Source organism: Nocardioides solisilvae (assembly GCF_003194625.1).
Taxonomy (GTDB): Bacteria; Actinomycetota; Actinomycetes; order Propionibacteriales; family Nocardioidaceae; genus Nocardioides; species Nocardioides solisilvae.
This window is the reverse complement of the sequence record NZ_QHKX01000003.1, coordinates 482,221-508,684: the sequence shown is the minus strand read 5'-3', so window position 1 is coordinate 508,684 and position 26,464 is coordinate 482,221. Positions and strand designations below refer to the sequence as shown.

General features: G+C 75.2%; 24 protein-coding genes. 18 read left to right on the top strand and 6 right to left on the bottom strand.

All coding sequences use genetic code 11. From position 1 onward, the window contains the following. The first annotated feature begins 16 nt into the window (after positions 1-16). The 9 genes from glmS to tsaD are packed head-to-tail and all read left to right on the top strand — an operon-like array spanning position 17 to position 9,078. Positions 17-1,861, top strand: coding sequence for a glutamine--fructose-6-phosphate transaminase (isomerizing) (glmS, locus tag DNK53_RS13735; RefSeq protein WP_110182880.1), 1,845 nt, complete (start codon positions 17-19; stop codon positions 1,859-1,861). Positions 1,862-1,871: 10 nt separating this feature from the next. After that, the gene (locus DNK53_RS13730; RefSeq protein WP_110182879.1) at positions 1,872-2,225 is read left to right on the top strand and encodes a holo-ACP synthase; all 354 of its coding nucleotides are present in this window, start codon (positions 1,872-1,874) and stop codon (positions 2,223-2,225) included. Between the two features lies 1 nt (position 2,226). Further along, complete coding sequence (locus tag DNK53_RS13725) at positions 2,227-3,753, top strand: NAD(P)H-hydrate dehydratase (protein ID WP_204163921.1); 1,527 nt, start codon at positions 2,227-2,229, stop codon at positions 3,751-3,753. Next, positions 3,746-4,918, top strand: coding sequence for an alanine racemase (gene alr / locus DNK53_RS13720; protein ID WP_110182878.1), 1,173 nt, complete (start codon positions 3,746-3,748; stop codon positions 4,916-4,918). The genes DNK53_RS13725 and alr overlap by 8 nt, the downstream gene beginning before the upstream one ends. Next, positions 4,915-5,988, top strand: coding sequence for an alpha/beta fold hydrolase (locus tag DNK53_RS13715; RefSeq protein ID WP_110182877.1), 1,074 nt, complete (start codon positions 4,915-4,917; stop codon positions 5,986-5,988). The genes alr and DNK53_RS13715 overlap by 4 nt, the downstream gene beginning before the upstream one ends. After that, a complete protein-coding gene (tsaE, locus tag DNK53_RS13710) occupies positions 5,985-6,890 on the top strand; it encodes a tRNA (adenosine(37)-N6)-threonylcarbamoyltransferase complex ATPase subunit type 1 TsaE (RefSeq protein WP_110182876.1) in 906 nt (301 codons plus the stop codon). The genes DNK53_RS13715 and tsaE overlap by 4 nt, the downstream gene beginning before the upstream one ends. Before the next feature lie 9 nt (positions 6,891-6,899). Further along, positions 6,900-7,559: a tRNA (adenosine(37)-N6)-threonylcarbamoyltransferase complex dimerization subunit type 1 TsaB gene (gene tsaB, locus DNK53_RS13705; protein WP_338041043.1), complete on the top strand. Its 660-nt coding sequence runs from the start codon at positions 6,900-6,902 to the stop codon at positions 7,557-7,559. Then, positions 7,556-8,017, top strand: a complete 462-nt coding sequence (locus tag DNK53_RS13700) for a GNAT family N-acetyltransferase (RefSeq protein WP_162599946.1) — start codon at positions 7,556-7,558, stop codon at positions 8,015-8,017. The genes tsaB and DNK53_RS13700 overlap by 4 nt, the downstream gene beginning before the upstream one ends. 14 nt (positions 8,018-8,031) lie before the next feature. Further along, entirely contained in the window at positions 8,032-9,078 is a 1,047-nt protein-coding gene (gene tsaD, locus DNK53_RS13695) for a tRNA (adenosine(37)-N6)-threonylcarbamoyltransferase complex transferase subunit TsaD (protein ID WP_110182873.1), read from the top strand. 127 nt (positions 9,079-9,205) lie between these two features. Here the strand turns inward: tsaD and DNK53_RS13690 are convergent, their stop codons facing one another. Together DNK53_RS13690 and DNK53_RS13685 are read right to left on the bottom strand one after the other, a co-directional pair. Next, entirely contained in the window at positions 9,206-10,951 is a 1,746-nt protein-coding gene (locus DNK53_RS13690; RefSeq protein ID WP_110182872.1) for a hypothetical protein, read from the bottom strand. After that, entirely contained in the window at positions 10,951-11,409 is a 459-nt protein-coding gene (locus DNK53_RS13685; RefSeq protein ID WP_110182871.1) for a hypothetical protein, read from the bottom strand. Before DNK53_RS13685 ends, DNK53_RS13690 begins: the two co-directional genes overlap by 1 nt. A 266-nt stretch (positions 11,410-11,675) precedes the next feature. On the opposite strand from DNK53_RS13685, the gene DNK53_RS13680 reads away from it, so the two are divergent. Further along, positions 11,676-12,341, top strand: coding sequence for a hypothetical protein (locus tag DNK53_RS13680; RefSeq protein WP_110182870.1), 666 nt, complete (start codon positions 11,676-11,678; stop codon positions 12,339-12,341). Between the two features lie 91 nt (positions 12,342-12,432). Here the strand turns inward: DNK53_RS13680 and DNK53_RS13675 are convergent, their stop codons facing one another. Both DNK53_RS13675 and DNK53_RS13670 read right to left on the bottom strand, forming a co-directional pair. Next, entirely contained in the window at positions 12,433-13,398 is a 966-nt protein-coding gene (locus tag DNK53_RS13675; protein WP_110182869.1) for a permease prefix domain 1-containing protein, read from the bottom strand. A 4-nt stretch (positions 13,399-13,402) separates the two neighbouring features. Continuing rightward, a complete protein-coding gene (locus DNK53_RS13670) occupies positions 13,403-13,726 on the bottom strand; it encodes a PadR family transcriptional regulator (protein ID WP_110182868.1) in 324 nt (107 codons plus the stop codon). 197 nt (positions 13,727-13,923) lie between these two features. Here DNK53_RS13670 and DNK53_RS13665 point away from each other — a divergent pair, with 197 nt between their 5' ends. Continuing rightward, positions 13,924-14,547, top strand: a complete 624-nt coding sequence (locus tag DNK53_RS13665) for a hypothetical protein (protein WP_110182867.1) — start codon at positions 13,924-13,926, stop codon at positions 14,545-14,547. A 99-nt stretch (positions 14,548-14,646) separates the two neighbouring features. Then, positions 14,647-16,269 (top strand): glycoside hydrolase family 3 N-terminal domain-containing protein, encoded by a 1,623-nt coding sequence (locus tag DNK53_RS13660; protein WP_110182866.1) that lies wholly within the window; start codon positions 14,647-14,649, stop codon positions 16,267-16,269. A gap of 22 nt (positions 16,270-16,291) precedes the next feature. Here the strand turns inward: DNK53_RS13660 and DNK53_RS13655 are convergent, their stop codons facing one another. Continuing rightward, the gene (locus DNK53_RS13655; RefSeq protein WP_110182865.1) at positions 16,292-17,488 is read right to left on the bottom strand and encodes a class I SAM-dependent methyltransferase; all 1,197 of its coding nucleotides are present in this window, start codon (positions 17,486-17,488) and stop codon (positions 16,292-16,294) included. 202 nt (positions 17,489-17,690) lie between these two features. Here DNK53_RS13655 and groES point away from each other — a divergent pair, with 202 nt between their 5' ends. The 3 genes from groES to DNK53_RS13640 all read left to right on the top strand — a co-directional run bounded on the left by groES (position 17,691) and on the right by DNK53_RS13640 (position 20,327). Beyond that, positions 17,691-17,987: a co-chaperone GroES gene (gene groES, locus DNK53_RS13650; protein ID WP_110183161.1), complete on the top strand. Its 297-nt coding sequence runs from the start codon at positions 17,691-17,693 to the stop codon at positions 17,985-17,987. Positions 17,988-18,087: 100 nt separating this feature from the next. Continuing rightward, positions 18,088-19,710 carry a chaperonin GroEL gene (groL, locus tag DNK53_RS13645; RefSeq protein ID WP_110182864.1) on the top strand — a complete coding sequence of 541 codons (1,623 nt, stop codon included), beginning with the start codon at positions 18,088-18,090 and terminating at the stop codon, positions 19,708-19,710. Positions 19,711-19,808: 98 nt separating this feature from the next. Next, on the top strand, positions 19,809-20,327 hold the full coding sequence (locus DNK53_RS13640; protein ID WP_110182863.1) for a phosphatase domain-containing protein: 519 nt from the start codon (positions 19,809-19,811) through the stop codon (positions 20,325-20,327). A gap of 49 nt (positions 20,328-20,376) precedes the next feature. Here DNK53_RS13640 and DNK53_RS13635 read toward each other — a convergent pair whose 3' ends face one another. Beyond that, positions 20,377-21,870, bottom strand: a complete 1,494-nt coding sequence (locus DNK53_RS13635; protein WP_162599945.1) for a hypothetical protein — start codon at positions 21,868-21,870, stop codon at positions 20,377-20,379. A gap of 75 nt (positions 21,871-21,945) precedes the next feature. Here DNK53_RS13635 and guaB point away from each other — a divergent pair, with 75 nt between their 5' ends. Genes guaB through DNK53_RS13620 form a run of 3 tightly spaced genes read left to right on the top strand, consistent with a single transcriptional unit; the run spans position 21,946 to position 26,364 of the window. Then, positions 21,946-23,448, top strand: a complete 1,503-nt coding sequence (gene guaB / locus DNK53_RS13630; RefSeq protein WP_110182861.1) for an IMP dehydrogenase — start codon at positions 21,946-21,948, stop codon at positions 23,446-23,448. Positions 23,449-23,460: 12 nt separating this feature from the next. Continuing rightward, positions 23,461-24,567, top strand: coding sequence for a GuaB3 family IMP dehydrogenase-related protein (locus tag DNK53_RS13625; RefSeq protein WP_110182860.1), 1,107 nt, complete (start codon positions 23,461-23,463; stop codon positions 24,565-24,567). Positions 24,568-24,618: 51 nt separating this feature from the next. Further along, positions 24,619-26,364, top strand: a complete 1,746-nt coding sequence (locus tag DNK53_RS13620; RefSeq protein ID WP_110182859.1) for a DUF4304 domain-containing protein — start codon at positions 24,619-24,621, stop codon at positions 26,362-26,364. Positions 26,365-26,464 lie beyond the last annotated feature (100 nt).

The window sequence follows — 26,464 nt, the reverse complement described above, 5'->3', positions numbered from 1 at the left end:
ACTAGACTCATCGCCCATGTGCGGAATCGTGGGCTACGTCGGGAGCAAGCAGGCGCAGGGCGTCGTGGTGGAGGGCCTGCGACGGCTGGAGTACCGCGGCTACGACTCGGCGGGCGTGGCCCTGGCGCACGACGGCACGGTCGCCTGGAACAAGCGCGCCGGCAAGCTCGCCAACCTCGAGAAGGCGGTCGAGGAGACCCCGCTGCCGGAGTCGACCACCGGCATCGGCCACACCCGGTGGGCGACCCACGGGGCGCCCAACGACGTCAACGCCCACCCCCACCTCGGTCGCGCCGGACGCCTCGCCGTGGTGCACAACGGCATCATCGAGAACTTCGCCCAGCTGCGCGCCGAGCTGGAGGCCGCCGGCCACGAGCTGCTCTCGGAGACCGACACCGAGGTCGCCGCCCACCTGCTCGAGCAGGAGGTCGCCGCGGGCACCGACCTCACCACCGCGATGCAGCGCGTCTGCCGGCGGCTCGAGGGCGCCTTCACCCTGGTCGCCCTCGACGGCCAGGACCCCGAGCGGGTGGTGGCGGCCCGCCGCAACTCCCCGCTGGTCGTCGGCCTGGGGGAGGGGGAGAACTTCCTCGGCTCCGACGTGGCCGCCTTCATCGAGCACACCCGCGAGGCCCTCGAGCTGGGCCAGGACCAGGTCGTGACGATCACCCGCGAGGGCGTCGAGGTGACCGGCTTCGACGGCACCCCGGCCGAGGGTGTCCGCTACCACGTCGACTGGGACCTCACCGCCGCCGAGAAGGACGGCCACGACTGGTTCATGCGCAAGGAGATCCTCGAGCAGCCGCGGGCGGTGGCCGACTCGCTGCTCGGGCGCCGCGACGCCTCCGGGCTCCTCCAGCTCGACGAGATGCGGCTCTCCGACGGCGAGCTGCGCGAGATCGACAAGATCATCATCATCGCGGCCGGCACCTCCTTCTACGCCGGCATGGTCGCCAAGTACGCCATCGAGCACTGGACCCGGGTGCCGGTCGAGGTCGAGCTGGCCAGCGAGTTCCGCTACCGCGACCCGATCCTCACCCACTCCACCCTCGTCGTGGCGATCAGCCAGTCGGGGGAGACGGCCGACACCCTGCAGGCGATCCGGCACGCCCGGGTGCAGCGCTCCAAGGTCCTGGCGATCTGCAACACCAACGGGTCGACGATCCCGCGCGAGTCCGACGGCGTCATCTACACCCACGCCGGCCCCGAGATCGGGGTCGCCTCGACGAAGGGGTACCTCACCCAGCTGGTGGCCTGCTACCTGTTGGCGCTCTACCTGGCGCAGGTCAAGGGCACCCGCTTCGGCGACGAGATCGGCGAGGTGCTGGACCAGCTCGACGAGATGCCCGCCCACATCCAGACCGTGCTGGACGCCCGCGAGCAGGTCCACGCGCTGGCCCGCCAGCACCTCGGCACCCGGTCGGTCCTCTTCCTGGGCCGGCACGCGGGCTACCCGGTCGCCCTGGAGGGTGCGCTCAAGCTCAAGGAGCTGGCCTACATCCACGCCGAGGGGTTCGCGGCCGGCGAGCTCAAGCACGGGCCGATCGCGCTGATCGAGGAGGGGCTCCCGGTGCTGTGCATCGTGCCGCCCCGGGGCCGCGACCAGCTCCACGACAAGATGCTCAGCGGCATCCAGGAGGTGCGGGCCCGCGGGGCGCGCACCATCTGCCTGGCCGAGGAGGGCGACGACTCGATCGAGCCCTACGCCGACGAGCTGATCCGGCTGCCCCGGGTCCCGGTGCTGCTGCAGCCGCTGGTCGCCGTGGTCCCGCTGCAGCTCTTCGCCTGCGAGCTGGCCACCGCGATGGGTCACGACGTCGACCAGCCGCGCAACCTCGCCAAGTCCGTCACGGTCGAGTAGGAGGCGGCGCGTGGCGGTGATCGGGGTGGGGATCGACGTCGCCGACGTCGCGCGGTTCGAGACCTCGCTGTCGCGCACCCCCGGGCTGCGGGAGAGGCTCTTCACTCCCGCCGAGGCATCCCGGCCCCCGGCCTCCCTGGCGGCTCGCTTCGCCGCCAAGGAGGCGCTGGCCAAGGCCCTCGGCGCCCCCGTCGGGATGGCCTGGCACGACGCCGAGATCGTCTCGGAGGAGACCGGCCGCCCGCGGTTCGACCTGCGCGGCACGGTCGCGGCCCGCGCGGCCGAGCTGGGGGTCGACCGCGTCCACGTCTCGCTCTCCCACGACGCCGGGATCGCCTCCGCGGTCGTCGTCCTGGAGGGCTGACGTGCGCGGGGCGCACCCGGTCGCCGAGGTCCGGGCCGCCGAGGCCGTGCTGCTGGCGCGGCTGCCCGAGGGTGCCCTGATGGCGCGTGCGGCCGCGGGGCTGGCCGCCGCCGTCGTGGGCTTCCTGGGCGGTGCCCGCGGACGGCGGGTCCTGCTCCTGGTCGGACCGGGCGACAACGGCGGCGACGCGCTGTGGGCCGGGGCGAGCCTGGCCCGCCGCGGGGCCGCGGTGTGGGCGGTCCCGGCGGCCGGGCGGCTGCACCCGGCCGGGCTGGCTGCGCTGCGCCGGGCCGGCGGGCGCGTGGTGGAGCCCGACGACGTTGGGGCCGCGCTGACGGGGCTCCGCGACCGCGGCCTGTCGCTCGACGTGGTGGTCGACGGGGTCGTCGGCATCGGCGGGCGGCCCGGCCTCGACCCCGGGGTGGTCCGGCTGCTGGCCCTGCTGGAGGGCGTCCCGGTGGTCGCGGTGGACGTGCCCTCGGGGGTCGACGTCGACACCGGGGAGACCCCCGGGCCCCACGTGCGGGCCGACCTGACGGTCACGTTCGGCACCCACAAGCCCGCGCACCTCGTCGACCCGGCCGCGGCGGCCTGCGGCGCCGTCCACCTGGTCGACCTGGGCCTGGCGCTGCCGGAGCCGGCCCTCACGTCGTACTGCGCGGCCGACGTCGCGGCGCTGCTCCCGGTCCCGGCCCCGGACGCCCACAAGTACACGCGCGGCGTGGTCGGCGTCCGCGCCGGGTCGCCGCAGTACCCCGGGGCCGCCCTGCTCTGCGTCGCCGGCGCGGCCTCGGGGCTGGCCGGCATGGTCCGGTACGTCGGGCCAGACGCGGTCGCCGACCGCGTGCGGACCGCGTTCCCCGAGGTCGTGGGGGCCGGGCGGGTGCAGGCCTGGTGCGTGGGTGCCGGCGGCGGCGAGGGGGCGCGCGACGCGCTCGCCGCCACCCTGGCCGACGCGGTCGCCGACGCGGTCGCCGACGCCGACGCCGACGCCGACGCCGACCCCGACGCCGGAGCCGGGGACCCGGTCCCGGTGGTGGTCGACGCGGACGCCCTCGCCCACCTCGCCGACCAGGATCCCGGTCACCTGGCCGCGCTGGCGGGTCGGCTCGTGCTCACGCCCCACGCGGGCGAGCTGGCCCGGCTGCTCGGCACCGACCGCCAGGCCGTGGAGTCGGCGCCCCTGCGGCACGTGCGGGAGGCCGCCCGCCGCCTCGACGCCGTCGTGCTGCTCAAGGGCCGACGCACCCTCGTGGCGGACCCCGGGGGTCGGGTCCGCAGCAACCCGACGGGCACGCCGTGGCTGGCCACGGCGGGGGCCGGCGACGTCCTCACCGGGCTCGTCGCCGCGCTGCTGGCCGCCCGGCTGGAGCCCTTCGACGCCGCCGCGGTCGGGGCCTGGCTGCACGGCGCCGCGGCCGGCACCGCCTCCGCGGGCGGGCCGCTGGTGGCAGGTGACGTGGCTCACGCCCTGCCGAGCGTCGTGCGGGACCTCCGGTCCGAGGTGGGAGGATCGACGCATGACTGAGCCGACGGCCCCGGCGCGCGCCGAGATAGTCGTCGACCTGGACGCCGTGCGCCACAACGTCGCGCTGCTGCGCCGCCACGTCGCCCCCGCGGCGTTCATGGCCGTGGTGAAGGCCGACGGCTACGGCCACGGCATGGTCGAGGTCGCCCGGGCGGCGCGCGAGGCCGGGGCCGACTGGCTGGGCGTCGCGACCCTCGACGAGGCCCGGGCGCTGCGGACCGCCGGCGACCGGGGCCGGCTGCTGTGCTGGCTGGCGGTCCCCGGCGAGCGGTACGACGACCTCGTGGCCGCCGACGTCGACGTCTCCGCCTACTCCGTGGCCCAGCTGGAGGAGGTCGCCGCCGCCGGCGACCGGGTCGGGCGTGCCGCGCGGGTCCAGCTCAAGATCGACACCGGGCTCGCCCGGGGCGGGGCGACCCCCGCCGACTGGAGCGGGCTGGTCGCCGCCGCCCGCGGGCACGAGCGCGCCGGGCGCGTCCGGGTGACCGGCCTCTGGTCGCACCTCGTGGCCAGCGACGACCCCGACCACCCCGCCAACGCCGCGCAGGAGGCGGTCTTCGCCGAGGCGCTGGCCGTCGCCGAGGAGGCGGGGCTCGAGCCCGAGGTGCGTCATCTGGCCAACTCCGCGGCGGCCCTGCTCCGGCCCGCCGCCCGGCACGACCTGGTCCGCTGCGGCCTCGCCGTCTACGGTCTCGACCCCGCGCCCGGCCACACCGCCCGGCTGCTCCCCGACCTCGGCCTCGTGCCGGCCATGACCGTCCAGGGGCGCCTCGCGATGGTCAAGGAGGTGGCGGCCGGCTCCAGCGTCTCCTACGGCCACGCGTGGGTGGCCGACCGCGACACCACCCTCGGGCTGGTCCCGGTGGGGTACGCCGAGGGCGTGCCGCGGGCGGCCAGCCCGGGCGCCGAGGTCTGGGTCGCCGGACGACGCCGCCCGCTGCGCGGCCGGATCTGCATGGACCAGCTGATGGTGGACCTCGACGGGGACCGGCCCGCCGCGGGGGAGCCCTTCGTGCTGCTGGGGCCCGGCAGCTCCGGCGAGCCGACCGCCCAGGAGTGGGCCGAGGCCGTCGGCACCATCAGCTACGAGGTGGTGACCCGGGTGGGCGGGCGGCTCGTCCGCCGCCACGTGGGCGGCTCCGTCGACGGGGCGGGTGCACGATGAGTCTCGGACGCAAGGCGTGGGGGATCGCCGCGGGCGCCCTCGGCATGGCCGCCGCCGGCGGGGCGGCGCGGATGGTGCAGCAGCAGCGGATGATCGCGCGCCGCGGGGCCGGCGACGAGGTGCCCCTGGGGTCGCTGCGCTCGCCGGGGCTGCGCGTCGTCGCCGACGACGGCGTCGACCTGCACGTCGAGGTCGACGAGCCGGCCAGCCACGTCGAGCCCGACCTCACGGTCGTCTTCGCGCACGGCTACACCCTCAACCTCGACTCGTGGCACTTCCAGCGGGCCGCCTACCGTGGCCTGGTCCGCACGGTCTTCTACGACCAGCGCTCGCACGGCCGCTCGGGCCGGTCGGCGGGGGAGAACTGCACCCTCGAGCAGCTGGGCCGGGACCTGCGTCGCGTGGTGGAGACCACCGCGCCGGGGCCGGTGGTGGTCGTCGGCCACTCGATGGGCGGGATGAGCCTCATCTCCTTCGCCCAGCAGTTCCCCGAGCTCTTCGGCGACAAGGTGGTGGGCAGCGCCCTGATCGCCACGACGGCCGGCGGACTGGACCCGGGGCGGATCCTCTTCCCGATGGTCCCGCTCGGGCTCGGCGGCCGGGCCGTCAGCCGTGCCGTGCGGGTCCTGGACCGGGGCCACCTCGTCGTCGACCGGCTCCGCAGCGCGGGCCACCGCGTCGCCCAGGTGGTCGCCGACGCCTACTCCTTCGGCGAGGACGTCCCGCGCAGCTACGTCGACTTCGTCTACCGGATGATCGACAGCACGCCCTTCGAGGTGGTCGCCGACTTCTACCCCGCCTTCGCGACCCTCGACCACTTCGACCACCTCGAGGCGCTGACCCGCGCGCCGTGCTCGATCATCTGCGGCACTGAGGACAAGATGACCCGGCTCGGCCACAGCCGCAAGCTCCACTCCCGGATCCACGGCTCCGACCTCTTCGAGGCGGTCGGGGCCGGTCACATGGTGATTCTCGAGCGCCACGACGACGTCAACAAGGAGCTGGACCAGCTCTTCAGCCGGGCCGCGCAGCTGGCCCAGGAGCGCGAGCAGCAGGAGCCGGGGTCGTGACCCGTGCGGAGCCGGGCCCCGTCGTCGAGCGCGTGGGTGCCGAGGCCGTCGACGAGGTGCTCGACGTGGTGCGGGCCGCGTTCGCGGCGCGTCCCGCGCTCGATCCTCCTGCCGACGCCCTGCTGGAGGACAGGGACGCGCTGGCCGCGCGGCTCGGACGGCGGCGCGGCGTGCTCGCCCGCCTCGACGGCCGTCCCGTGGGCGCGCTGGTCCTCGAGCCCCGCGACGAGGTGCTCTACCTGCGCCGGTTCGGGGTCGTGCCCGGGGCCCAGGGGCGCGGCGTGGCCGCGGCGCTGCTGCGGGAGGCCCGCGCGGCGGGCGCGGCCCAGCAGCAGCTCGCCGTGCTGGCGCGCGCCGAGCTGCCCGGGACGGTCGCCTTCTGGCAGGCCCACGGCCTGGCCGTGCACGCCGAGCACCCGCCGTACCTCGAGCTGCGGGCCGACCTGCCCGCCCGCCACACCGTGCCCGACGGCGAGGCCATGCAGGGGCTCGGCCGCGCGGTGGGGTCGCTCCTCGAGGCCGGCGACGTGCTGGTGCTGACCGGCGGGCTCGGTGCGGGCAAGACCACCTTCACCCAGGGGCTGGCCGAGGGGCTCGGGGTGCGCGGCGGCGTCACGTCCCCGACGTTCGTGATCGCCCGGGTGCACCCCTCCCTGGCCGACGGCCCCGACCTCGTGCACGTCGACGCCTACCGCCTCCACGACGGGGCCGAGCTGGACGACCTCGACCTCGACGCGTCCCTCGACCGGGCGGTCACCGTGGTCGAGTGGGGCGAGGGGCTGGCGGAGGTGCTGGCCGAGCGCCGGCTCGAGGTGCGGATCAAGCGGGCGGAGGCCGACGAGGCCCCGGGCCCCGACGAGCCGGACCCGCGCGTCGTCGAGCTGCGCTGGGTCCGCTCCTGAGGGGTACCGGTGGCCACGGGTAGCCTCGGGGGCGTGCTGCTCGCCTTCGACACCGCGACCCCTCTGGTCACCGTGGCCCTGCACGACGGCGAGCGCGTCGTCGCCGAGCGCCTCTCCGAGCGTCCGATGAAGCACGGCGAGCAGCTCGCCCCGCTGGTCGAGGCGGTGCTGGCCGACGCGGGCGCCGTCCGCCAGGACGTCACCGCCGTGGCCGTGGGCGCCGGGCCGGGGCCGTTCACGGGCCTGCGGGTCGGCCTCGTCACCGCCCGTACGCTGGGGCTCGTCCTGGAGGTGCCGGTCTACGCCGTCTGCACCCTCGACGTGCTGGCAGTCGAGGCGGTGGAGACCGGCGCGGTCGCCGGCCGCTTCCTGGTGGCCACCGACGCCCGCCGCAAGGAGGTCTACCTCGCCTCGTACGACGACGGGGTGCGGGTCGAGGGACCCGTCGTGACCAAGCCCGCCGAGGTCGCCAGCGACCTGCCGGTCGTGGGGGAGGGGCCCGCGCTCTACCCCGAGGCGTTCCCGCGTCCCGGGGGCCCGACGCGGCCGAGCGCCGGGTGGCTGGCCCGGGTGGTGGTCGAGGAGCGGGCCGAGCTGCTCGACCCCGAGCCGCTCTACCTCCGGCGGCCCGACGCGGTCGCCCAGCACGCCCCCAAGCCCGTCTCGTGACTGGCGCGCCCACGACGCGCCCCTGGGCCCTCGGCGACCTCGAGCAGGTCGTCGCCCTCGAGGCGGCGCTCTTCGGTGCCGAGGCGTGGGGAGCCGAGGCGTGGACCGCCCTCGTGGACGGGCCCGGCCGTCGCGCGAGCGTGGCGGTCCTCGACGGCGACGTCGTGGGGCACGCGCTGACCGGCGGAATGGGCGACTTCGCCGAGCTCCTGCGCCTCGGCGTCCGGCCCGACCACCAGCGGCGCGGGGTCGCCTCCCTGCTGCTGTCCTCCGCGCTCGCCGACGTCCGCGCCGACGGTGCCGAGCGGGTGCTGCTCGAGGTGAGCGCGGTCAACGCGCCGGCGGTGGTCTTCTACGCCCGCCACGGCTTCGAGCGGATCGACGTGCGCCCCCGCTACTACCGCGACGGGTCGGACGCCTGGGTGCTGCAGCGGCACCTGGCCGGGGAGGACCGATGAAGGAGGATGGACCCATGAGCGACGGACCCCTGGTGCTGGGCATCGAGACCTCCTGCGACGAGACGGGGATCGGGATCGTCCGCGGCCACACCCTGCTCGTCGACGAGGTGGCGAGCAGCGTCGAGGAGCACGCCCGCTTCGGCGGCGTGGTGCCCGAGGTGGCCAGCCGCGCCCACCTCGAGGCGATGGTGCCGACGCTGGAGCGCGCCTGCGAGAAGGCCGGCGTCCGGCTCTCCGACGTCGACGCGGTGGCGGTCACCAGCGGCCCCGGGCTGGCCGGTGCGCTCCTCGTGGGGGTCGCGGCCGCGAAGGCGCTCGCGCTGGGCCTGGGCAAGCCGCTGTACGGCGTCAACCACCTCGCCGCGCACGTCGCCGTCGACCAGCTCGAGCACGGGCCGCTGCCCGAGCCCTGCCTGGCCATGCTGGTCTCCGGAGGCCACTCGAGCCTGCTGCGCGTCGAGGACGTGACCACGGGCGTGGAGCCGCTGGGCGCCACGATCGACGACGCGGCGGGGGAGGCGTTCGACAAGGTCGCCCGCCTGCTCGGCCTGCCGTTCCCCGGCGGCCCGCACATCGACCGCGCCGCCCGGAGCGGCAACAGCGTGGCCATCGACTTCCCCCGGGGCCTCACCGCGCGCCGCGACCTCGAGCGGCACCGGTTCGACTTCTCCTTCTCGGGGCTCAAGACCGCCGTGGCCCGTTGGGTGGAGGCCCGCGAGCGCGCGGGTGAGACGGTCGACGTCTCCGACGTGGCGGCCTCCTTCCAGGAGGCGGTCTGCGACGTCCTCACCCGCAAGGCGATCGACGCCGCCGTGACCCAGGGGATCGACGACATCCTGATCGGCGGTGGCGTCGCGGCCAACTCGCGCCTGCGAGCCATGGCCGAGGAGCGGGCCGCCGCGAAGGGGATCCGGGTGCGGGTGCCGCGACCCGGGCTGTGCACAGACAACGGGGCCATGGTGGCGGCGCTCGGGGCCGAGCTGGTGGCCCGGGGGCGCACACCGTCGGCGCTGGACCTGCCCGCCGACTCGAGCCAGCCGATCACCACCGTCGTGGCCTGACCGACGCCCGCGTCCGCGCCGCGACGCACGACGCCCCGGGCCCGTCGGGGCCCGGGGCGTCGTGCTGCTCTCGTCGGTGAGCGAGGCCGCGTCGGTCGAGGACGCTGGGTCAGTCCAGGACGCTGCGTCAGTCCAGGACGCTGGGCGCCACGCCCTCGTCGTCGAGCCAGTCCTGCTCGGTGAGCAGGTGGTCGCGCTCCGCGGCGTCCTTCTTGCCGCCGCGCTGGCTGCCACCGCTCCCGGCCGCGCCACCTGCAGCGCCCTGGCGCCCGGCCGCGCCGGTGGCACCGGCGGCGCCGGGACGTCCGGCCGACCCGCCCGCGCGCCCTGCGGCACCCGCGGCTCCTGCCCGTCCCGCTGCGCCCGTCGCACCTGCGCGCCCGCCGGCGCCCGTCGCACCTGCGCGCCCGCCGGCGCCCGTCGCACCCGCGCGCCCGCCGGCGCCCGTCGCACCTGCGCGCCCGCCGGCGCCCGTCGCACCTGCGCGCCCGCCGGCGCCCGTCGCACCCGCGCGCCCGCCGGCGCCCGTCGCACCTGCGCGCCCGCCGGCGCCCGTGGCACCTGCGCGCCCTCCGGCCCCGGCCCGGGAGGCGCCGGCAGCACCCGCCCGTCCGCTGGCGCCGGCAGCACCCGCCCGACCGCTGGCGCCGGCCGCCGCACCGCGTGCGCCGCCGGCCGCTCCGCCGCGCGCGGTCGAGGCGGCACCCGCCGCAGCGCCCCGAGGGGCACCTGCGGCGCCCCCACGGGCCGACGTGGAGCCGACCGAGCCGGCCCGTCCGAGCGTGCCGCCGGCCGCAGCCCGCGTGGTGGATCCGATCGGCCGCACGTTGCCGGCCGCGCCGCCCCGCGCTCCGGCGCCGGCAGCCCCACCTGCGCCGCCGGCTCCGCCGCCCATGGGTCCGACGAGCGGGGCCATGCCCGCGCCGCCGGCGGGCGCACCGGCACCGGGCGAGGGCACCGCGCCGCCGCCGAACCCGGGGCCCGCGGTGATCGGTCCTCCGGGACCCGCCTCTCCGCCGCCCACGCCCGGTCCGCCGGGGGTGGGGGTGGGGGTGGTCCACCCGCCGCCGTTGTTGTTGCCGCCGCCGCCGTTGTTGTTCTCGCCCCCGCCGCCGTTGTTGTTCTCCCCGCCGCCGCCGTTGTTGTTCTCGCCCCCGCCGCCGCCGTTGTTGTTCTCGCCCCCGCCGCCGTTGTTGTTGTTGTTGCCCCCGCCGTTGTTGTTGTTGCCGGGGTTGTTGTTCTCGCCGCCGCCGCCGCCACCGTTGCCGCCGCCGCTGCCGCCCGGTCCGGTCGGCACGTAGGGCGTCGTCGGCTGGCTGGGAGCGGAGGGACCCTCGGGCGTGGGGTCGGGCTCGCCGTGGATGCTCTTCATCACTTGGGCGGACGCGTTGAGCTCGGTGGTGAGCGCCTCCACGGCCTCGCGGGCTGCCTCCTCCTGGGCCGCCTCGGCGGCCTGGAAGTCGGAGACCGCCTTGTTGTGGTCGCCCTCCTTCGCGATCCGCGTCTCGTCGTCCCACTCCGGGTTGGCGACGAAGTCGCCGGGCGCCGTCGGGGCGTTCCCGGCCAGGGAGCTGTGCTTGCTCTCGGCCTTCCAGAGCGCTTCCCGGGCGGCCTCGAGGGCCTCCTTGCCCTGCTGGAGGATCTCGGCACGGCTGGTCATGTCCTGCGACGTCTCGAGGAAGGCGGTCTTCACGGCCGCACCCGTCTTGACCATCGGCAGGGCCTCCATCTGGGGGCCGAACTTGGCGAGGGACTCCGCCACCTCGGCCATCACCTGGGCCTTCTTCCCCCAGTCCGTCGCAGCGGCGCTGAGCTTGCCCCGCTTGGCCCCCTGGACGGCGGTCTCGAGCCGCGAACGCTGGTAGCGGGACATCAGCGGTCCTCCCCGGGCAGGCACTGGTTGTCGAGGTTGCGGCCGGAGTCGGAGGTGAAGTCCTCCGCGACGCACGACGTCATCGAGTTGATGGCGACGAACGGCTGGGCGACGGTGTCGTCGGTGTCCTGCCAGTCCTTCGCGCTCGCGATCAGGTCCTCCTTGTACTGGGCGAGGCCCGCGGAGAGCTGGTCGAGCTGCTGGATGACGTTCTGCTGCGCCTTCTGCGCGTGCGTGCCGAGGTTCGTGCCGGCCCACGACGCACCGAAGTCGTTGACCCCGACCTCGGCCATCCCGGCCGCCTTGAGGTCGTCGGAGGCCCGCTCGAGCTCGGCCATCACGGCGTCGACCGTCGCCACGGCCTGGGCCAGCCCGGCGGCCGCGCCGATGGCCACTCCGACGGGACCCAGCCCCACGCTCGCAGCCACGGTCTGTGCGAGCACCTGTTCCTGCGTCATGTCCTACCTTTCCCCCACGAGACGACTCCTGCGGGCCGTCATTCCCCGCTTCGTGGGGATCTACACCTCCTGGCCGCAGGAAGTCGAAAAAATCCGGTACGCCGCGACGTTACCCGCGGCGCGTCACCCCGTGCACGTCGGCGGGACGGCCAGCGCCGCGCGTCGGGACGGTTCGGCCGGAGTCGCTATCGTCGTCCGCGTCGACGCACCGGCGTCGACGCCGACGGGCGCGCTCGCGCCCGGCGAGGCGGCGGGAGGCGGAGAACGTGCGGTCGAGGCTCGGGCGGAAGGCGCTGGCTGCGCTGGTGGGGGCGGTGCTGGCCTCCCTGGTGCTGGTCGGGTGCGGGGACGACGCGGACGGGGGCGGCTCGGCCGACGAGCCCACGGTGAGCGCGTCGGACGGGGCGAGCGAGTCGCCGTCGGACGGGTCGGGCCAGGAGGACGACGCGGAGGACGGGTCGGGGACCGACGCGGGGCTGCCGGGTGCGGACCTCGGCGTGGAGCCGGCCTCTGGCAAGTACCTGACCACCGAGCTGGCCCGGCTCCGGGGGCCGAAGGGGTGGCGCTACGACACCGAGCTGGACTTCCTGCAGCTCGCCGCGCACCGGCGGCAGCCGACGTCCGTCTCGCTGGCCACCCGGGTCGACACCTACGGTCAGCTGAACGGGCCGATGACGCCCGACGAGCTCGCCCAGAACGCGATCAGCGTGCGCCCGGAGCCCGGGAAGGTGAAGGCCCTCGACAACGTCGTGCTCGACGGCGTGGAGTTCTACCACATCTCCGGACCCAACGGCGCCAACTGGCGCGAGCAGCTCGGGGTCAGCCACGAGGGGATGGACGTGACGATCCGGTTCGACTTCGCCAAGGACGCGGCGCCGCGGGAGCGCGAGGAGCTGATGGCCTCGGTACTGCCCACCTTCGAGTGGCGCTGAGGTCGTAGGCCGCGGGGCCGGGGCCGCGACCCGCGGCCACGGCCTCCGAGCACGCACCGCGCACCGCACGCACCGCGCACCGACGGTCGTCTCAGGCCGAGCGCGCCCGGCGCCATCCCTCGACCGAGTCCCACACCCAGATCCCCACCGCGGCGAGGAGCACCACGGTGTGGACGGTGCCGGGGTCGAAGCCGGACCAGCCCTCCTGGATCTCAGCGACGGCGGTCGGGTTCAGCAGCCGCCCCTCGGCCGCGAGGAGCACGACCGGAGCGGCGAAGAGCGCCCCCAGGGCCGTGTTGGCCGCGGCGAAACCGCGGGTCCAGCCGCGACCCGCGGCGTGCTTGACCACCTCGAAGGCCGCCTCGACGACGAGCAGCACCAGCACCAGCGGGAGCCAGAAGCTCCACAGGTCGGGGTCGAGCACCGGGACCCGCTCGCCGTCGCGCCACAGCGGGGAGGAGAGGTGCTGCCAGCCGATCGCGGCGGCGAGCAGGCCGAGCCACACGACGTTGAAGACGGCCTCGCCCAGGGAGGCCCGGTCCGCCGGCACTGCGGGGAGGCTGTCGGGGTCCCACTCCCCGACGCCGAGGCCCTCGGCCTGCCGGGCGGGTGCGTCGCTGCGCTCGACGACGGCGAAGGCGAGGGTGACCCAGAAGGCGATCTGCACCGTGAGGGTGAACGCCATCCAGGCGGCACGCCCCAGGACTCCGCCCCAGCCGGCGCCGTCCAGCGCCTCGATCACCGCGAGAGCCGCGGTGGCGGTGGGCACCGCGACCACGGTGACGCCCTTGAGGGTGCGGACGTAGGCCGGGTAGAGCGCGGGTCCGACCAGGTGCAGCGGGGAGCCGGCGTACCCGGCGGCGAGCCGGTCGGGGTCGCCGAGCTCCACCAGCGCACGGCGCTCCGCCTCGGTCGGTCCGAGGTCGGGCCGCTCGGCCAGGACTGCGTCGACCCGGTCGGCGATGCCGGCCTCCAGCTCGCGCGCCACGTCGGCGCGCTGCTCCTCGGGGAGGGTGCGGGTGGCCGCATGGACGTAGCGGTCGGTCAAGGAGTGCATGCGATCACCTGAGCTTTCCGATGGACGTGTGGAGGGTCTGCCACTCGTCGAGCAGGGCCTCGAGCAGGGCGGCGCCGTCGGCAGTGACGGAGTAGAACTTGCGCGGTCGCGCCTCCTCGGTGTTCCACTCGCTGGTGAGCACCCCCTGCTTCTCGAGGCGCCGGAGCAGCGGGTAGAGCGTGTTGGCGTCGACGGGGAACCCCGCCTCCGCGAGCCGCTCGAGCAGGGCGTAGCCGTAGGTGGGGCGACGCAGCGTGGCCAGGGCGGCGACCACCACCGTGCCGCGTCGCAGCTCCTGCAGGTGGCCGCCCAGGAGGTCGTCGTCCATGCATCACACAATGGTGTGTCACACACACTATTGTCAACCACATATCCGTCCGCGAAGGGTGGGTGGGCGGAGAGTGTGAGCGGCGTCTCCCGGGGGATCGCCGCGGTCTACTACTTGACGTAGTAGTTATCTACTACTCTCCGTAGTAGTTGATGATCCGGAGTGGGCCGGACATCCGAACAAGAAGGAGCAAGACGATGCGTGCCACTCTCGACAAGGTCCTCTCCGGGATCGGCCTCCTGCTGGCCCTGGTACTGCTCGTGGCCGGCGGACTGCTGACCTGGGCCAACATGTTCATCGGCGACCAGGTGGAGGAGCAGTTTTCCGCGCAGGACATCACCATGCCGACCCAGGAGGCGATCGACGGCCAGGTCGCCGGCGGCGCCATCAGCGAGGCGGACGGCAAGGCGCTGGAGGAGTTCGCGGGGGAGACCCTCGACAACGGTCCCGCCGCCAAGGCGTACTCCGACCACTACATCCTCGCGCACATGAACGGCCAGGGCGCCGCGCTCAACGACGGCGACCCCGTCACCTACGAGCAGGCCTCCAGCATCGGCCGCGAGAAGATGGCCGCCGTCGCGGAGAACCCCGACGCCACCGAGGAGGAGACCGCCGACGCCCAGGCCTGGATGGACCTGCGCGAGTCGCTCTTCATGGGCAACACCCTGCGTGGCCTGCTCCTCTACGGATACGCCTTCGCCACGATCGGCACCATCGCCGGCTACGCCGCGATCGCCGCCTTCGTTGGAGCCGCACTGTTCCTGGTCCTGGGCCTGCTCGGTCTCGCCCACTCGCGCAAGGTCGCCCGCGCGGAGGCCTGAGTGGTCCGGAAAGGTCGGCCCGCCCCTCAGGGGGCGGGCCGATCTGCGCGTGCGGACGCCGTTCGGCGCCCCTCCCGGACGCCCCTAGACTCGCTCCCCATGCGCGCGCTCCGGGTCCTCGCGACGTACGCCGTGGCCGCCGCGCTGGCCGCGTGCAGCGGAGCCGCGCCCGACGGCGCGACGGACGCCGGCCCGACCGCACCGCCGTCCGCCCTCGCTCCCTCCGACCCGACCGCCGCTGATCCTGCCGACCCCGCCTCCGCCCTGGGCCTGGTCGAGGGGTGGGGCCCCTCGGCGGGGGAGCTCGACGCGGCGGCCACCCTCGTGGCCGGGCTCACGCTGCGCGAGCTGGCCGGCCAGGTCATCGTCGCCCCGTGGTCGGGCACCCGGGCGCCGACCGGGCTGGTCGGCCGCCACCACCTCGGGGGCGTCATCTGGTTCGGCGACAACGTCGTCTCGCCCGCCCAGGTGCGGCGCACCAACCGGGCGCTGCGCCGGGCGACGGCCGACCGGGGCTGGCCGCTCCTGGTCGGCGTGGACCAGGAGGGCGGTGCCGTCGCCCGGCTCGACCGCGGGGTCACCCGCCTGCCGAGCTTCATGACCTCCGGGGCCGCGCGCACCCCACGGCTCACCCGGGACGTCGCGCGGGCGAGCGGCCGCGAGCTGAGGGCCCTGGGGTTCACCGCCGTCTTCGCCCCGGTCGCCGACGTCACGATCGGGCCCGCCGACCCCACGATCGGGGCCCGCTCGGCGTCCTCCTCACCGGCGCAGGCGGCCGTCCAGGCGCTGGCCGCGTCGCGCGGCCTCGCGGACGCCGGCCTGGTCTCCCCGCTCAAGCACTTCCCGGGCCACGGCTCCGTGCGTGCCGACAGCCACCACACCCTGCCCCGGCAGACGGTCCCGCTGCCACGTCTGCGGGAACGGGACCTGCGCCCCTTCTCCGAGGCGGTCGCCGGCGGCGCCTCCGCGGTGATGCTGGGCCACCTCGACGTCCGCGCCGTCGACCCCGGCGTGCCCTCGTCGTTGTCGCGCCGCGTGGTCGACGGACTCCTGCGCCGCGACCTCGGCTTCCAGGGCCTCGTGGTCACCGACTCGCTCGCCATGGGCGCGGTCGCCCGCCAGCCCGCCGACCGGGTGGCGGTGCGGGCGCTGCGCGCGGGCGCCGACGTCCTGCTCATGCCCGAGGACGTGTCGCGCGCCCACGCCGGGGTGGTGCGCGCGGTCCGCGCCGGGGTGCTGCCGCGCCGGCGGCTCGAGCAGGCCGCCGCCCGCCAGGTCGCCCTGCTGCTGCACCACCGCGCGGCGCGGGGTGCCCCGCCGGGGACGGCGCGGCGCGCGGCCGCCGCGTGGTCGCGGGCGGCGGTCACCGTGGCGACCGGACCGTGCAGCGGCCGCCTCGTCGGGCGTCGGGTGACCCCGGCCGGGGACGCCCGGGCGGTCCGCGCCTTCGTGCCGGCGGCGCGCGCGGCGGGCCTGCGGGTGGGCCGCGGCGGCACCCGGGTGGCCTTCCTCCGCCCCGGCGGCCGCGCCGTGCCGGCCGCCGTGACGGTCGCCGTCGAGGCGCCCTGGGTGCTCGCCCGCTCGCGCTCGCGCGTCGAGCTCGCGGCGTACGGCGACACCCCGCTTGCGATGCGGGCGGTGGTCCGGGTGCTGGTCGGTCGCGACCGGGCGCCCGGCCGGCTCCCGGTGCGCGTGCCGGGCGTGGCCCGGCGCGGCTGCTGAGCGGCCGGCTCCCGCCCGGCCCTCAGAAGGGACGGACCAGCAGTGCCCGGCCGACGCCGTCGACCCGGGTGAGCACCACGGTCGCCTCCTCGTCGCCGGTCAGGGCCAGCCGCTTGCGCAGCTGCTCGGGGACGACGTCGACGCCTCGCTTCTTGATGGTGATCGGCCCGACGTTGCGCTCGACGAGCGCCGCTCGCAGCTGCTTCTCGCGGAAGGGGAGCTCGTCGACGACGTAGTAGGCACGCATGAAGGGGCTGCGGAAGGACTTGTCGGAGGTGACGTAGGCGATGTGCGGGTCGAGCAGCCCGCCCTCCACCCCGGCGGCCACCGCCGTCACCAGGCCGGCTCGGATCACCGCACCGTCGGGCTCGTAGAGGTGCTGGCCGAGCGGCCGGACGGGCCGCTCGAGGCCGTCGTACGGGTCGTCCTCGGCGGTGAGCGAGGCGAGCCCGCCGCCGGAGATCACGGTGGCCCGCCGCTGGGTCGTGGCCAGGGACGACGACCACAGGGCCGCCTCCTTGACCTCCCCGTCGTCGCTCACCCACTCCGCCTCGACGCCCTCGGGGACCAGGTCGTGGGGGATGCCCGGCGCCACCTTGACCACGGCGGCGGCGGCGCGGCCACCCGTCAGCAGCTCCTCGACGAACGACCACGGCGGGGTCCACCCGTCCTGGTCGAAGACCCGGCCCCGGGCCCCCCGGCGCGCGGGGTCGGCGAAGACCGCGCCGAAGGCGCCGAGGTCGAGCTCGGTGGCGTCGGTGGACATCACGGCGCCGGCCAGCCCCAGGGCGGCGAGGTTGGCCTCCGCCATGGCGGCGCGGACCGGGTCGAGGTCGACGCCCGCGCTGACCAGCCCGGCGCGCGAGAACGCCGCGAGGTCGCCGCCGATGCCGCAGCCGAGGTCGACCACGGAGGCGGGGCGGGCGGCGGCGAGCCGGGCCGCCCGGTGGTCGGCCACCCGGCGTCGGGTGGCCTGCTCGAGCGCGTCGGGGGTGAAGTACATCCGCACCGCGTCCTCGCCCATCTTGGGCACCGCGCGCACCCGCAGCTGCACGGTGGTCAGCGCGGCGGCAGCGCGGTCGGCGTCGGGCTCGGTGCGCCGCACGGCGGCGGTGGCGCGCAGCGGGTCGCCCTCGGCGTCGGCGTACGCGTGGGTGGCCCGGTCGAGAAGCCGCTGGCCGTCGTCGGTCAGCAGCCAGCGAAAGGTCTCCAGGTCCACGGGCGCCAGTGTGGCAGGGGAGGAGGGCGCTGGCACTCGATCAGGGGGAGTGCTAACGTTTCCACTGGCACTCTCGACCCGAGGGTGCCAACACTCGTGATCGGCCCGCGACCCCCGCGACGGCGTTGGTCGGCAGCGAGGTCCCAGACAGTCCGCGCCCCCTGCGGGCGCCCGCTACGTGGAGAAAGTGGAGGTCGACATCGTGTCGGTCAACATCAAGCCCCTCGAGGACCGCATCGTCGTCAAGCCCCTCGACGCCGAGCAGACCACGGCTTCCGGCCTGGTCATCCCGGACACCGCCAAGGAGAAGCCCCAGGAGGGCGAGGTCGTGGCCGTGGGCCCCGGCCGCTTCGGCGACGCCGGCAGCGAGCGCATCCCCATGGACATCTCCGTGGGCGACAAGGTGATCTACAGCAAGTACGGCGGCACCGAGGTCAAGTACTCGGGCGGGGAGTACCTCATCCTCTCCAGCCGCGACGTGCTGGCCATCGTCTCCTGAACCTCCTTCCGCCCGGTCGTCATGACGAGCGGTCGCCCCGGCGACCTGCTCCGATGACGCCCGGGCGGAACCCTTTCCCGGCCACCGCATAGGAGTCCACATGCCCAAGATCCTGGAGTTCGACGAAAACGCCCGTCGTGCCCTCGAGCGCGGAGTCGACGCGCTCGCCAACACCGTCAAGGTGACCCTCGGCCCCAAGGGCCGCTACGTCGTCCTCGACAAGAAGTGGGGCGCCCCCACCATCACCAACGACGGCGTGACCGTCGCCCGCGAGGTCGAGCTCGACGACCCGTTCGAGAACCTCGGCGCCCAGCTCACCAAGGAGGTCGCCACCAAGACGAACGACGTCGCCGGTGACGGCACCACGACCGCCACGGTCCTGGCCCAGGCGATGGTCCACGAGGGCCTGCGCGCCGTCGCGGCCGGGGCCAACCCGATGGGCCTCAAGCGGGGCATGGACGCCGCGGCCGAGGCCGTCGGCGACGCGCTGCGCGAGGCGGCCCGCGAGGTGGAGTCCAAGGAGGACATGGCGTCGGTCGCCACCATCTCCAGCCGCGACGCCCACATCGGCGAGCTGCTCGCCGAGGCGTTCGACAAGGTCGGCAAGGACGGCGTGATCACCGTCGAGGAGTCCAACACCATGGGCACCGAGCTGGAGTTCACCGAGGGCATGCAGTTCGACAAGGGCTACATCTCGGCCTACTTCGTCTCCGACCCCGAGCGGATGGAGGCCGTCCTCGACGACCCCTACATCCTCCTGCACCAGGGCAAGATCTCCTCGGTCTCCGAGATGCTCCCCCTGCTGGAGAAGGTCATCGCCGCCGGCAAGCCGCTCTTCATCCTCGCCGAGGACGTCGAGGGCGAGGCGCTCTCGACCCTGGTGGTCAACAAGATCCGCGGCACCTTCAACGCGGTCGCGGTCAAGAGCCCGGCGTTCGGCGACCGCCGCAAGGCGATGATGCAGGACATCGCGACCCTGACCGGCGGCCAGGTCGTGGCCCCCGAGGTCGGCCTCAAGCTCGACCAGGTCGGGCTCGAGGTGCTGGGTCAGGCCCGGCGCGTGGTGATCACCAAGGACAACACCACCATCGTCGACGGCGCCGGCGAGGCGTCCGAGGTCGAGGCCCGGGTCAACCAGATCAAGGCCGAGATCGAGAACACCGACTCCGACTGGGACCGCGAGAAGCTGCAGGAGCGCCTGGCCAAGCTGGCCGGTGGCGTCTGCGTGATCAAGGTCGGCGCCGCCACCGAGGTGGAGCTGAAGGAGAAGAAGCACCGGATCGAGGACGCCGTCTCCGCGACGCGCGCCGCGATCGAGGAGGGCATCGTCCCCGGCGGCGGCTCCGCCCTGGTGCACGCCGTCTCCGTGCTGGAGGACGGCCTCGGCCTCACCGGCGACGAGGCGGTCGGCGTCCGGATCGTCCGCAAGTCGGCCGACGAGCCGCTGCGCTGGATCGCCGAGAACGGCGGCGTCAACGGCTACGTCGTGACCACCAAGGTCCGCGAGCTCGGCGTCGGCAACGGCTACAACGCCGCGACCGAGGAGTACGGCGACCTGGTCGCCCAGGGCGTGCTCGACCCGGTCAAGGTGACCCGCTCGGCGCTGGTCAACGCGACCTCGATCGCCGGCATGCTGCTCACCACCGAGACCCTCGTGGTGGACAAGCCCGCCGACGAGGACGACGCCCCCGCGGCCGGCCACGGCCACGGTCACGGTCACTGAGCGCCCGCACGACCCAGCAGCACCCAGCAACACCGCAGCACCGCAGCGGCCCGTCACCCCGACCGGGGTGGCGGGCCGCTGCGCCGTACGGTGGGCGCGTGCCCGCCCCCCGCCAGCAGCCCGCCCCCGGCCGCCAGGTCGCCGTCGTCGACATCGACGGCGTCCTCGCCGACGTCCGGCACCGGCTGCACCACGTCCGGGAGTCGCCCAAGGACTGGGGCGCCTTCTTCGCGGCCGCCCGGCACGACCCGCCGCTGGCCGAGGGCCTGGAGGTGGTCCGGCGGCTGGCCGAGGTCTACGGGATCGTCTACCTGTCGGGCCGGCCGGAGCAGTGCCGGCGCGACACCGAGGAGTGGTTCCGCCGCCACGGCCTGCCCGAGGGCGAGCTGCGGCTGCGGCCCGCCCGGGACCGCCGGCCGGCCCGGGTGCTCAAGGTGGCCGAGCTGCGGCGGATCGCCCGGGACGCCGAGGTCGTCGTCCACGTCGACGACGACCCCGAGGTGGTGGCCGCCTCCCGCGCGGCGGGTTTCGACGTGCTGCCCGCGACCTGGATGCCCGAGGACCGCGACGACGCGGTCGCGCTGCGCCGGGCCCAGGAGGAGGACGGCCGCAGCTGAGCCGGTCGGCAGCCCGTCTGCAGCCCGTCAGCAGCCCGTCAGCAGCCCGTCAGCAGCGCGGCCGCGGCTCGGCCCGGTCGGCGGTGGAGAGGTGCCAGATCCGCTGCGCCATCCCGCACCCCGGCACGGTCACGTCGTACCGCGCCTCGACGGCGTCCCGCAGGCGGGCGCCGGCGGGCCTGTTCCAGACCTCGAAGTGCGCCACCTCCACCAGCCAGGTCGGCGCGTCGGGGCCCTCGACCAGGGCGAGGAGCTCCTCGAGGTCGGGGTCGAGGGTGCGCATCGGCAGGCTCCACAGGTGCCGGTACGGCGACGGCAGGCCGCTGGTCGCCTGGACGTCCGCGCGCCCTCCGAAGACCGTGAGGGTGTCGCCGGGCTCGGCCACCTCGGCGATCGCCTGCCCGGTGTCGTCCTCCTTGGCGCTGCCCATCCAGCCCGGGTCGGCGGCCACCCAGATCGTGGCGCAGACCAGGCTGGAGGCGGTGATGGCCAGGATCGGCACCGGCACGAGCAGGGCTCCCCGCTCCAGCGCCCCGCAGGCCCCGGCCACCGCCAGCGCGGTCGCCGGCACCAGCGCGAAGAGGTAGTCCCGCCAGAAGCTGCCGCTGGCGGTGATCACCCACAGCTCCCAGGCGACCATGCCCGCGATGGCGGCCGTGAGGGCCGGGTTGGACCGCCAGAGCCGGGGGAGCACGGCGACGAAGCAGGCGAGGACGACCGCGACGCCGGAGAAGACCGCCACGAGGGCCAGGACCAGCGCCCGCCACTCGTTGGCCGACGAGGGCCTGGCCTCGAGCACGGCGTTGGCGTCGGCGCGGAACCCCAGGACGGCGTACGAGAGGGTGTCGAGCTCGACGCCCGCCCACAGCGCCCACCCGACGGTCGCCAGCGGGTGCAGCACCGCGCCGACCAGCCCGGCCGTCGCCAGCCGGGCGAACGAGGACCACCCGAGACGCCCGGTGGCCAGCGAGGCGACCAGCAGCACCCCGGCGAAGACCAGGGCCCCGACCATGCTCTGCTTGAGGCCGGCGGCCAGCGAGCCCGTCACCCCGGCGAGCAGCGCCAGCAGCCACGCCCGGCGGCCGGTCTCGCGGCGCAGCGCGAGCAGCGAGAGCCAGCAGCTGCCCATCAGCAGGGGGAGACCGAGCACCTCGCCCTTGACGTCCACGGGGTCGATCAGGGGGTTGGCCAGGATGGCGGCCGTGCACAGGGCGACCCAGCGGGGCGCCCGCCCGCCCGCCACGGTCCGCGCGGCCCCGGCCGCCAGCAGCACGGTCAGCGCGCAGCCCAGCGCGCCGGCGAGCCGCACCGCGGTGGTGCCGTCGACCGCGCCCAGCACCTTGAGCACGAGCAGCAGGAACGGCGGACGGTCCACGAAGTAGTGGCCGTAGACGGAGTCCGGCGCGGGGTCCCAGCTCTGGGCGACCAGCATGAAGCCCGCCTCGTCGGCGCCTGGCGACTGGCCGAGGCCGAGCAGCCGGAGCAGGACCACGGCGAGTGCGCAGGCGCCGACCACCCAGCGGTGGTGCTGCGGTACCTGCATCGTCCCCCCGAAGCGTGTGCGACCGGGGGTCAGCATGGTGGTCGGGCGGTCGGCCGGTCAAAGTAGGATGCAGGGGTGGAGATCCCTGAGAAGTTCGCCAGCCTCGGCCTCACCTACGACGACGTGCTGCTGCTCCCGGGGGAGTCCGACCTGGCTCCCTCCGAGATCGACACCACGACTCGCCTGACCCGGGAGATCTCCCTGAAGGTGCCGCTGGTCAGCGCGGCGATGGACACCGTGACCGAGTCGCGGATGGCGATCGCAATGGCCCGCGAGGGCGGGATGGGCGTCCTGCACCGCAACCTCTCCATCGAGGACCAGGCCTACCAGGTCGACCTGGTGAAGCGGACCCAGACCGGGATCATCTCCAACCCCGTCACCATCGGCCCCGACGCGACGCTGGAGGACCTCGACCGGATCTGCGGCGAGTACCGCGTCTCCGGGCTCCCGGTGGTCGACGAGGGCCACGAGCTGATCGGCATCATCACCAACCGCGACCTGCGGTTCACCCCGGTCGCCGAGTGGGCGACCACCAAGGTCGACGAGGTGATGACCCCGATGCCGCTGATCACCGGCCACGCCGGGATCAGCCGCGAGGAGGCCACCGCCCTGCTGCGGGCGCACAAGCGCGAGCGGCTGCCGCTGGTCGACGACGACGGCCGGCTCACCGGCCTCATCACCGTCAAGGACTTCGTCAAGGGCGAGCAGTTCCCGCACGCCTCGCACGACGCCGACGGCCGGCTGCTGGTCGGCGCGGCGATCGGCTACTTCGGCGACGCGTGGGTCCGGGCGACCACCCTGGTCGAGGCGGGCGTCGACGTGCTGGTCGCCGACACGGCGCACGGCCACGTCCACCTGCTGCTCGACATGGTGCGGCGCCTCAAGGCCGACCCCGCGACCCGCCACGTCCAGGTGATCGGTGGCAACGTCGCGACCCGGGCCGGCGCCCAGGCGTTCGTCGACGCGGGTGCCGACGCGGTCAAGGTGGGGGTGGGCCCCGGCTCGATCTGCACCACCCGCGTGGTCACCGGCGTGGGCGTGCCGCAGGTGACCGCCATCTACGAGGCCTCGCTGGCGGCGCGGCCCGCCGGCGTCCCGGTGATCGCCGACGGCGGCATGAAGCACTCGGGCGAGATCGCCAAGGCCCTGGTCGCCGGGGCCGACTCCGTGATGCTCGGCTCGTTGCTGGCGGGCTGCGAGGAGTCGCCCGGAGACCTGGTCTTCGTCAACGGCAAGCAGTTCAAGGCCTACCGCGGCATGGGCTCGCTCGGCGCGATGTCGAGCCGCGGCAAGAAGTCCTACTCCAAGGACCGCTACTTCCAGGCCGAGGTCGCCAGCGACGACAAGATCGTCCCCGAGGGCATCGAGGGTCAGGTCGCCTACCGCGGCCCGCTGGGCGCGGTCGCCCACCAGCTCATCGGCGGGCTCAACCAGTCGATGTTCTACGTCGGCGCCCGCACCGTGCCCGAGCTGCAGGAGAAGGGTCGCTTCGTGCGGATCACGTCCGCCTCGCTCAAGGAGAGCCACCCCCACGGCGTGCAGATGACCGTCGAGGCCCCCAACTACACCGGCATCTGAGAGGGTCCACCAGTGACCGAGATCGAGATCGGCAAGAACAAGCGCGCGCGTCGCGCCTACGCCTTCGACGACGTGGCGATCGTGCCCTCCCGGCGCACCCGCGACCCCGAGGAGGTGAGCGTGGCGTGGCAGATCGACGCCTACCGGTTCGACCTCCCCGTGCTGGCCGCGCCGATGGACTCGGTGATGTCGCCCGAGACCGCGATCCAGCTCGGCCGCCTCGGCGGCCTGGGCGTGCTCAACCTCGAGGGCCTGTGGACCCGCTACGAGGACCCGACCTCGCTGCTGGAGGAGGTCGCCTCGCTGCGCGGGGTCGACGCCACCGCGCGGATGCAGGAGATCTACACCGAGCCGGTGAAGGCCGAGCTGATCACCGAGCGGCTGCGCCACATGCGTGACTCCGGGGTCACCGTCGCGGGCTCGCTCTCGCCGCAGCGGACCAAGGAGTTCGCCAAGACGGTCGTCGACGCGGGCGTCGACATGTTCGTGATCCGCGGGACGACGGTCTCGGCCGAGCACGTCTCCAGCCAGGCCGAGCCGCTCAACCTCAAGGAGTTCATCTACGAGCTCGACGTGCCGGTGGTCGTCGGCGGCTGCGCGACCTACCAGGCCGCGCTCCACCTGATGCGGACCGGCGCGGCCGGCGTGCTGGTCGGCTTCGGCGGGGGAGCGGCGCACACGACCCGCACCGTCCTGGGCGTCGCCGTCCCGATGGCGAGCGCGGTGGCCGACGTCGCCGCCGCCCGCCGCGACTACCTCGACGAGTCGGGCGGCCGCTACGTCCACGTCATCGCCGACGGCTCGATCGGCAGGTCGGGCGACGTGGCGAAGGCCATCGCCTGCGGCGCCGACGCGGTGATGGTCGGCTCGCCGCTCGCGCGCGCCAAGGAGGCGCCGGGTCGTGGCTTCCACTGGGGTACCGAGGCCCACCACGCCGACCTGCCGCGCGGCCAGCGCGTCGAGTTCGAGCCCGTGGGCTCCCTGGAGGAGATCCTCTTCGGTCCCTCCCACGTCGCCGACGGCACGATGAACCTGATCGGCGCCCTGAAGCGCTCCATGGCCACCACCGGCTACACCGAGCTCAAGGAGTTCCAGCGCGTCGAGGTCGTCGTCGGCTGACCTGCTCCAAACCCGCGGCGGGCGGCCCGACGCTCGGAGATACTCGTCCGGGTGAGGGACCTGGATGCCGCGCGCGACGTCGTCGACCAGGCGCTGGCGGCCTCCGGTCACGGGTGGGACGCCTGGCCGGAGGTGGCCGCCACGGCGGGCTGGACGTCCCGCGACCGGCTGGCCGCGCTGCTCCTCCTGCTCTCCGTGCCCGAGCACGTCGTGCACCGGCCCGACGTCGGTGACGACGTCAACCAGGTCCTGGGGACCGCCGCCGACGGGGTGATCGACCGGTTGCGCCGCGGCGCGCTCCCGTGGGACGCCGCGACTGTCCGCCTCGGGCTGGCCGCGGTCTCACGGCGGACGTTCGACGATCGTGGGGCCGGCGTCGTGCTGGCGGCCGCGCAGGAGGTGGGTGCCGCCGGTGGCGCCGACGCCGCGATGGTCGACGCGCTCCGACGCTTCGACGCGTGGCTGCACGCCGTGCCCCACCGCCACGGGCTGCACGCTGCCCGCCGGGCCGCCGCCCGGGCCCTCTCTGCCACCACCCCGCCCGACCTGCTGGACCTCTCGCTGGTCCAGCCCGGGGACGGGTGGGGCCCCTTGGCGCGCGAGGCCGCGCGCGTCGCCCCGGTGGAGGCGGTCGGGCCGCTCGTGCGGGCGCTGGGCGGGCTCGGCCATCGCTCCCCGTCGCAGCGCTGGCTGCGCGAGGTCGGGGCCGCCCTGGCTGTCGCCGAGGCGCGAGGCCTGCTGCGGGCGTGGCTCGAGGAGGCGGCCGTGACCGAGCCCGGAAGGGCGACCGACCGCGACGACGGGGAGACGCAGCGGCTCCTCGCCCCCGGCAACGAGGACGTGGTGCGTGCCGCGGTCCTGGCGACGCGCACCCTTCCGGACGAGGAGGAGTGGGTCCCTCGGGTGCTCGGCTTCCTGGCCCGGCGCGGAGCCGCGCCGAGCGGCCCCGGTGCCACGACGGCCCTGGCGCTCAAGGTGGCCGGGGCGGCGGTCGACACCCTCGTCGTGCGCGGCGGTGCGGGGGAGGTGGCAGTGCTGACGGAGCTCTTCCAGGACCTCACCCGGCGCGACCTCGTCCGCAAGGTCGGCGCTGCGCTCGCGGCCCGCCGGGAGGCCGAGGTGACTCCGGCCGCCGTGGGATGTCGGGACGACGAGCTGCGGCGGTCGAAGGCGGCGCAGGTGCGACGGAGGGCGGACCCCGCGCCCGCGCGTGCGCGGGCCGCGGTGGATGCGTTGCTCCGCAGCCACCTGCTGCCGACGCTGCGAGCGGCCGGCTTCGAGGGCGGCGGCCGGACCTGGCGACGACCCCACGACGACCGGGTCGACCTGGTGCACCTGGGCTCGTCGCGGGACGCCCTCAGCCTGGTCTACGGGGTCCGGTTCGACGCCGCGCACCCGTCGGACCGCCCGCGGGGCGTGGACCGCTCCCGCATCCTCGCCCACCACCTGGACGTCAGCCTCGACGAACGCTGGACGGCGGCGCCCGACGACCTGGACCGGTGCGCCGACCACCTCCGCCGCCGCGTGCTGCCCTTCCTGGACACGTTCGCCGTGCACGCCCTGGCCCAGGACCACCTGCTCACCGGAGCCGGGACCCCGCCGGGCGCCCGGCAGCGTGGCGCCCCGGGCGGTCCGGCGCGGCGCGCCGTCGTGGGGCTGCTGGCGCTGGAAGCGCGGGACCGGACGTCGGCCGTCGAGCACCTCGCCGCGCAGGTGGCCCGGGCCGAGGGCGGGCCCGACGAGCGGGCCTTCTGGCAGCGCCGGCTCGACGAGGCGGAGGCGCTGCCCGGAGCCTGAGGACCCCGACGGCCGCGGTTCGTCCGCGGCGACCAGCGACTGGGACACTGGAGGGGTGAGCACCCCCATCGCCCTGAATCCGGACTCCCGCGCGGCCGCC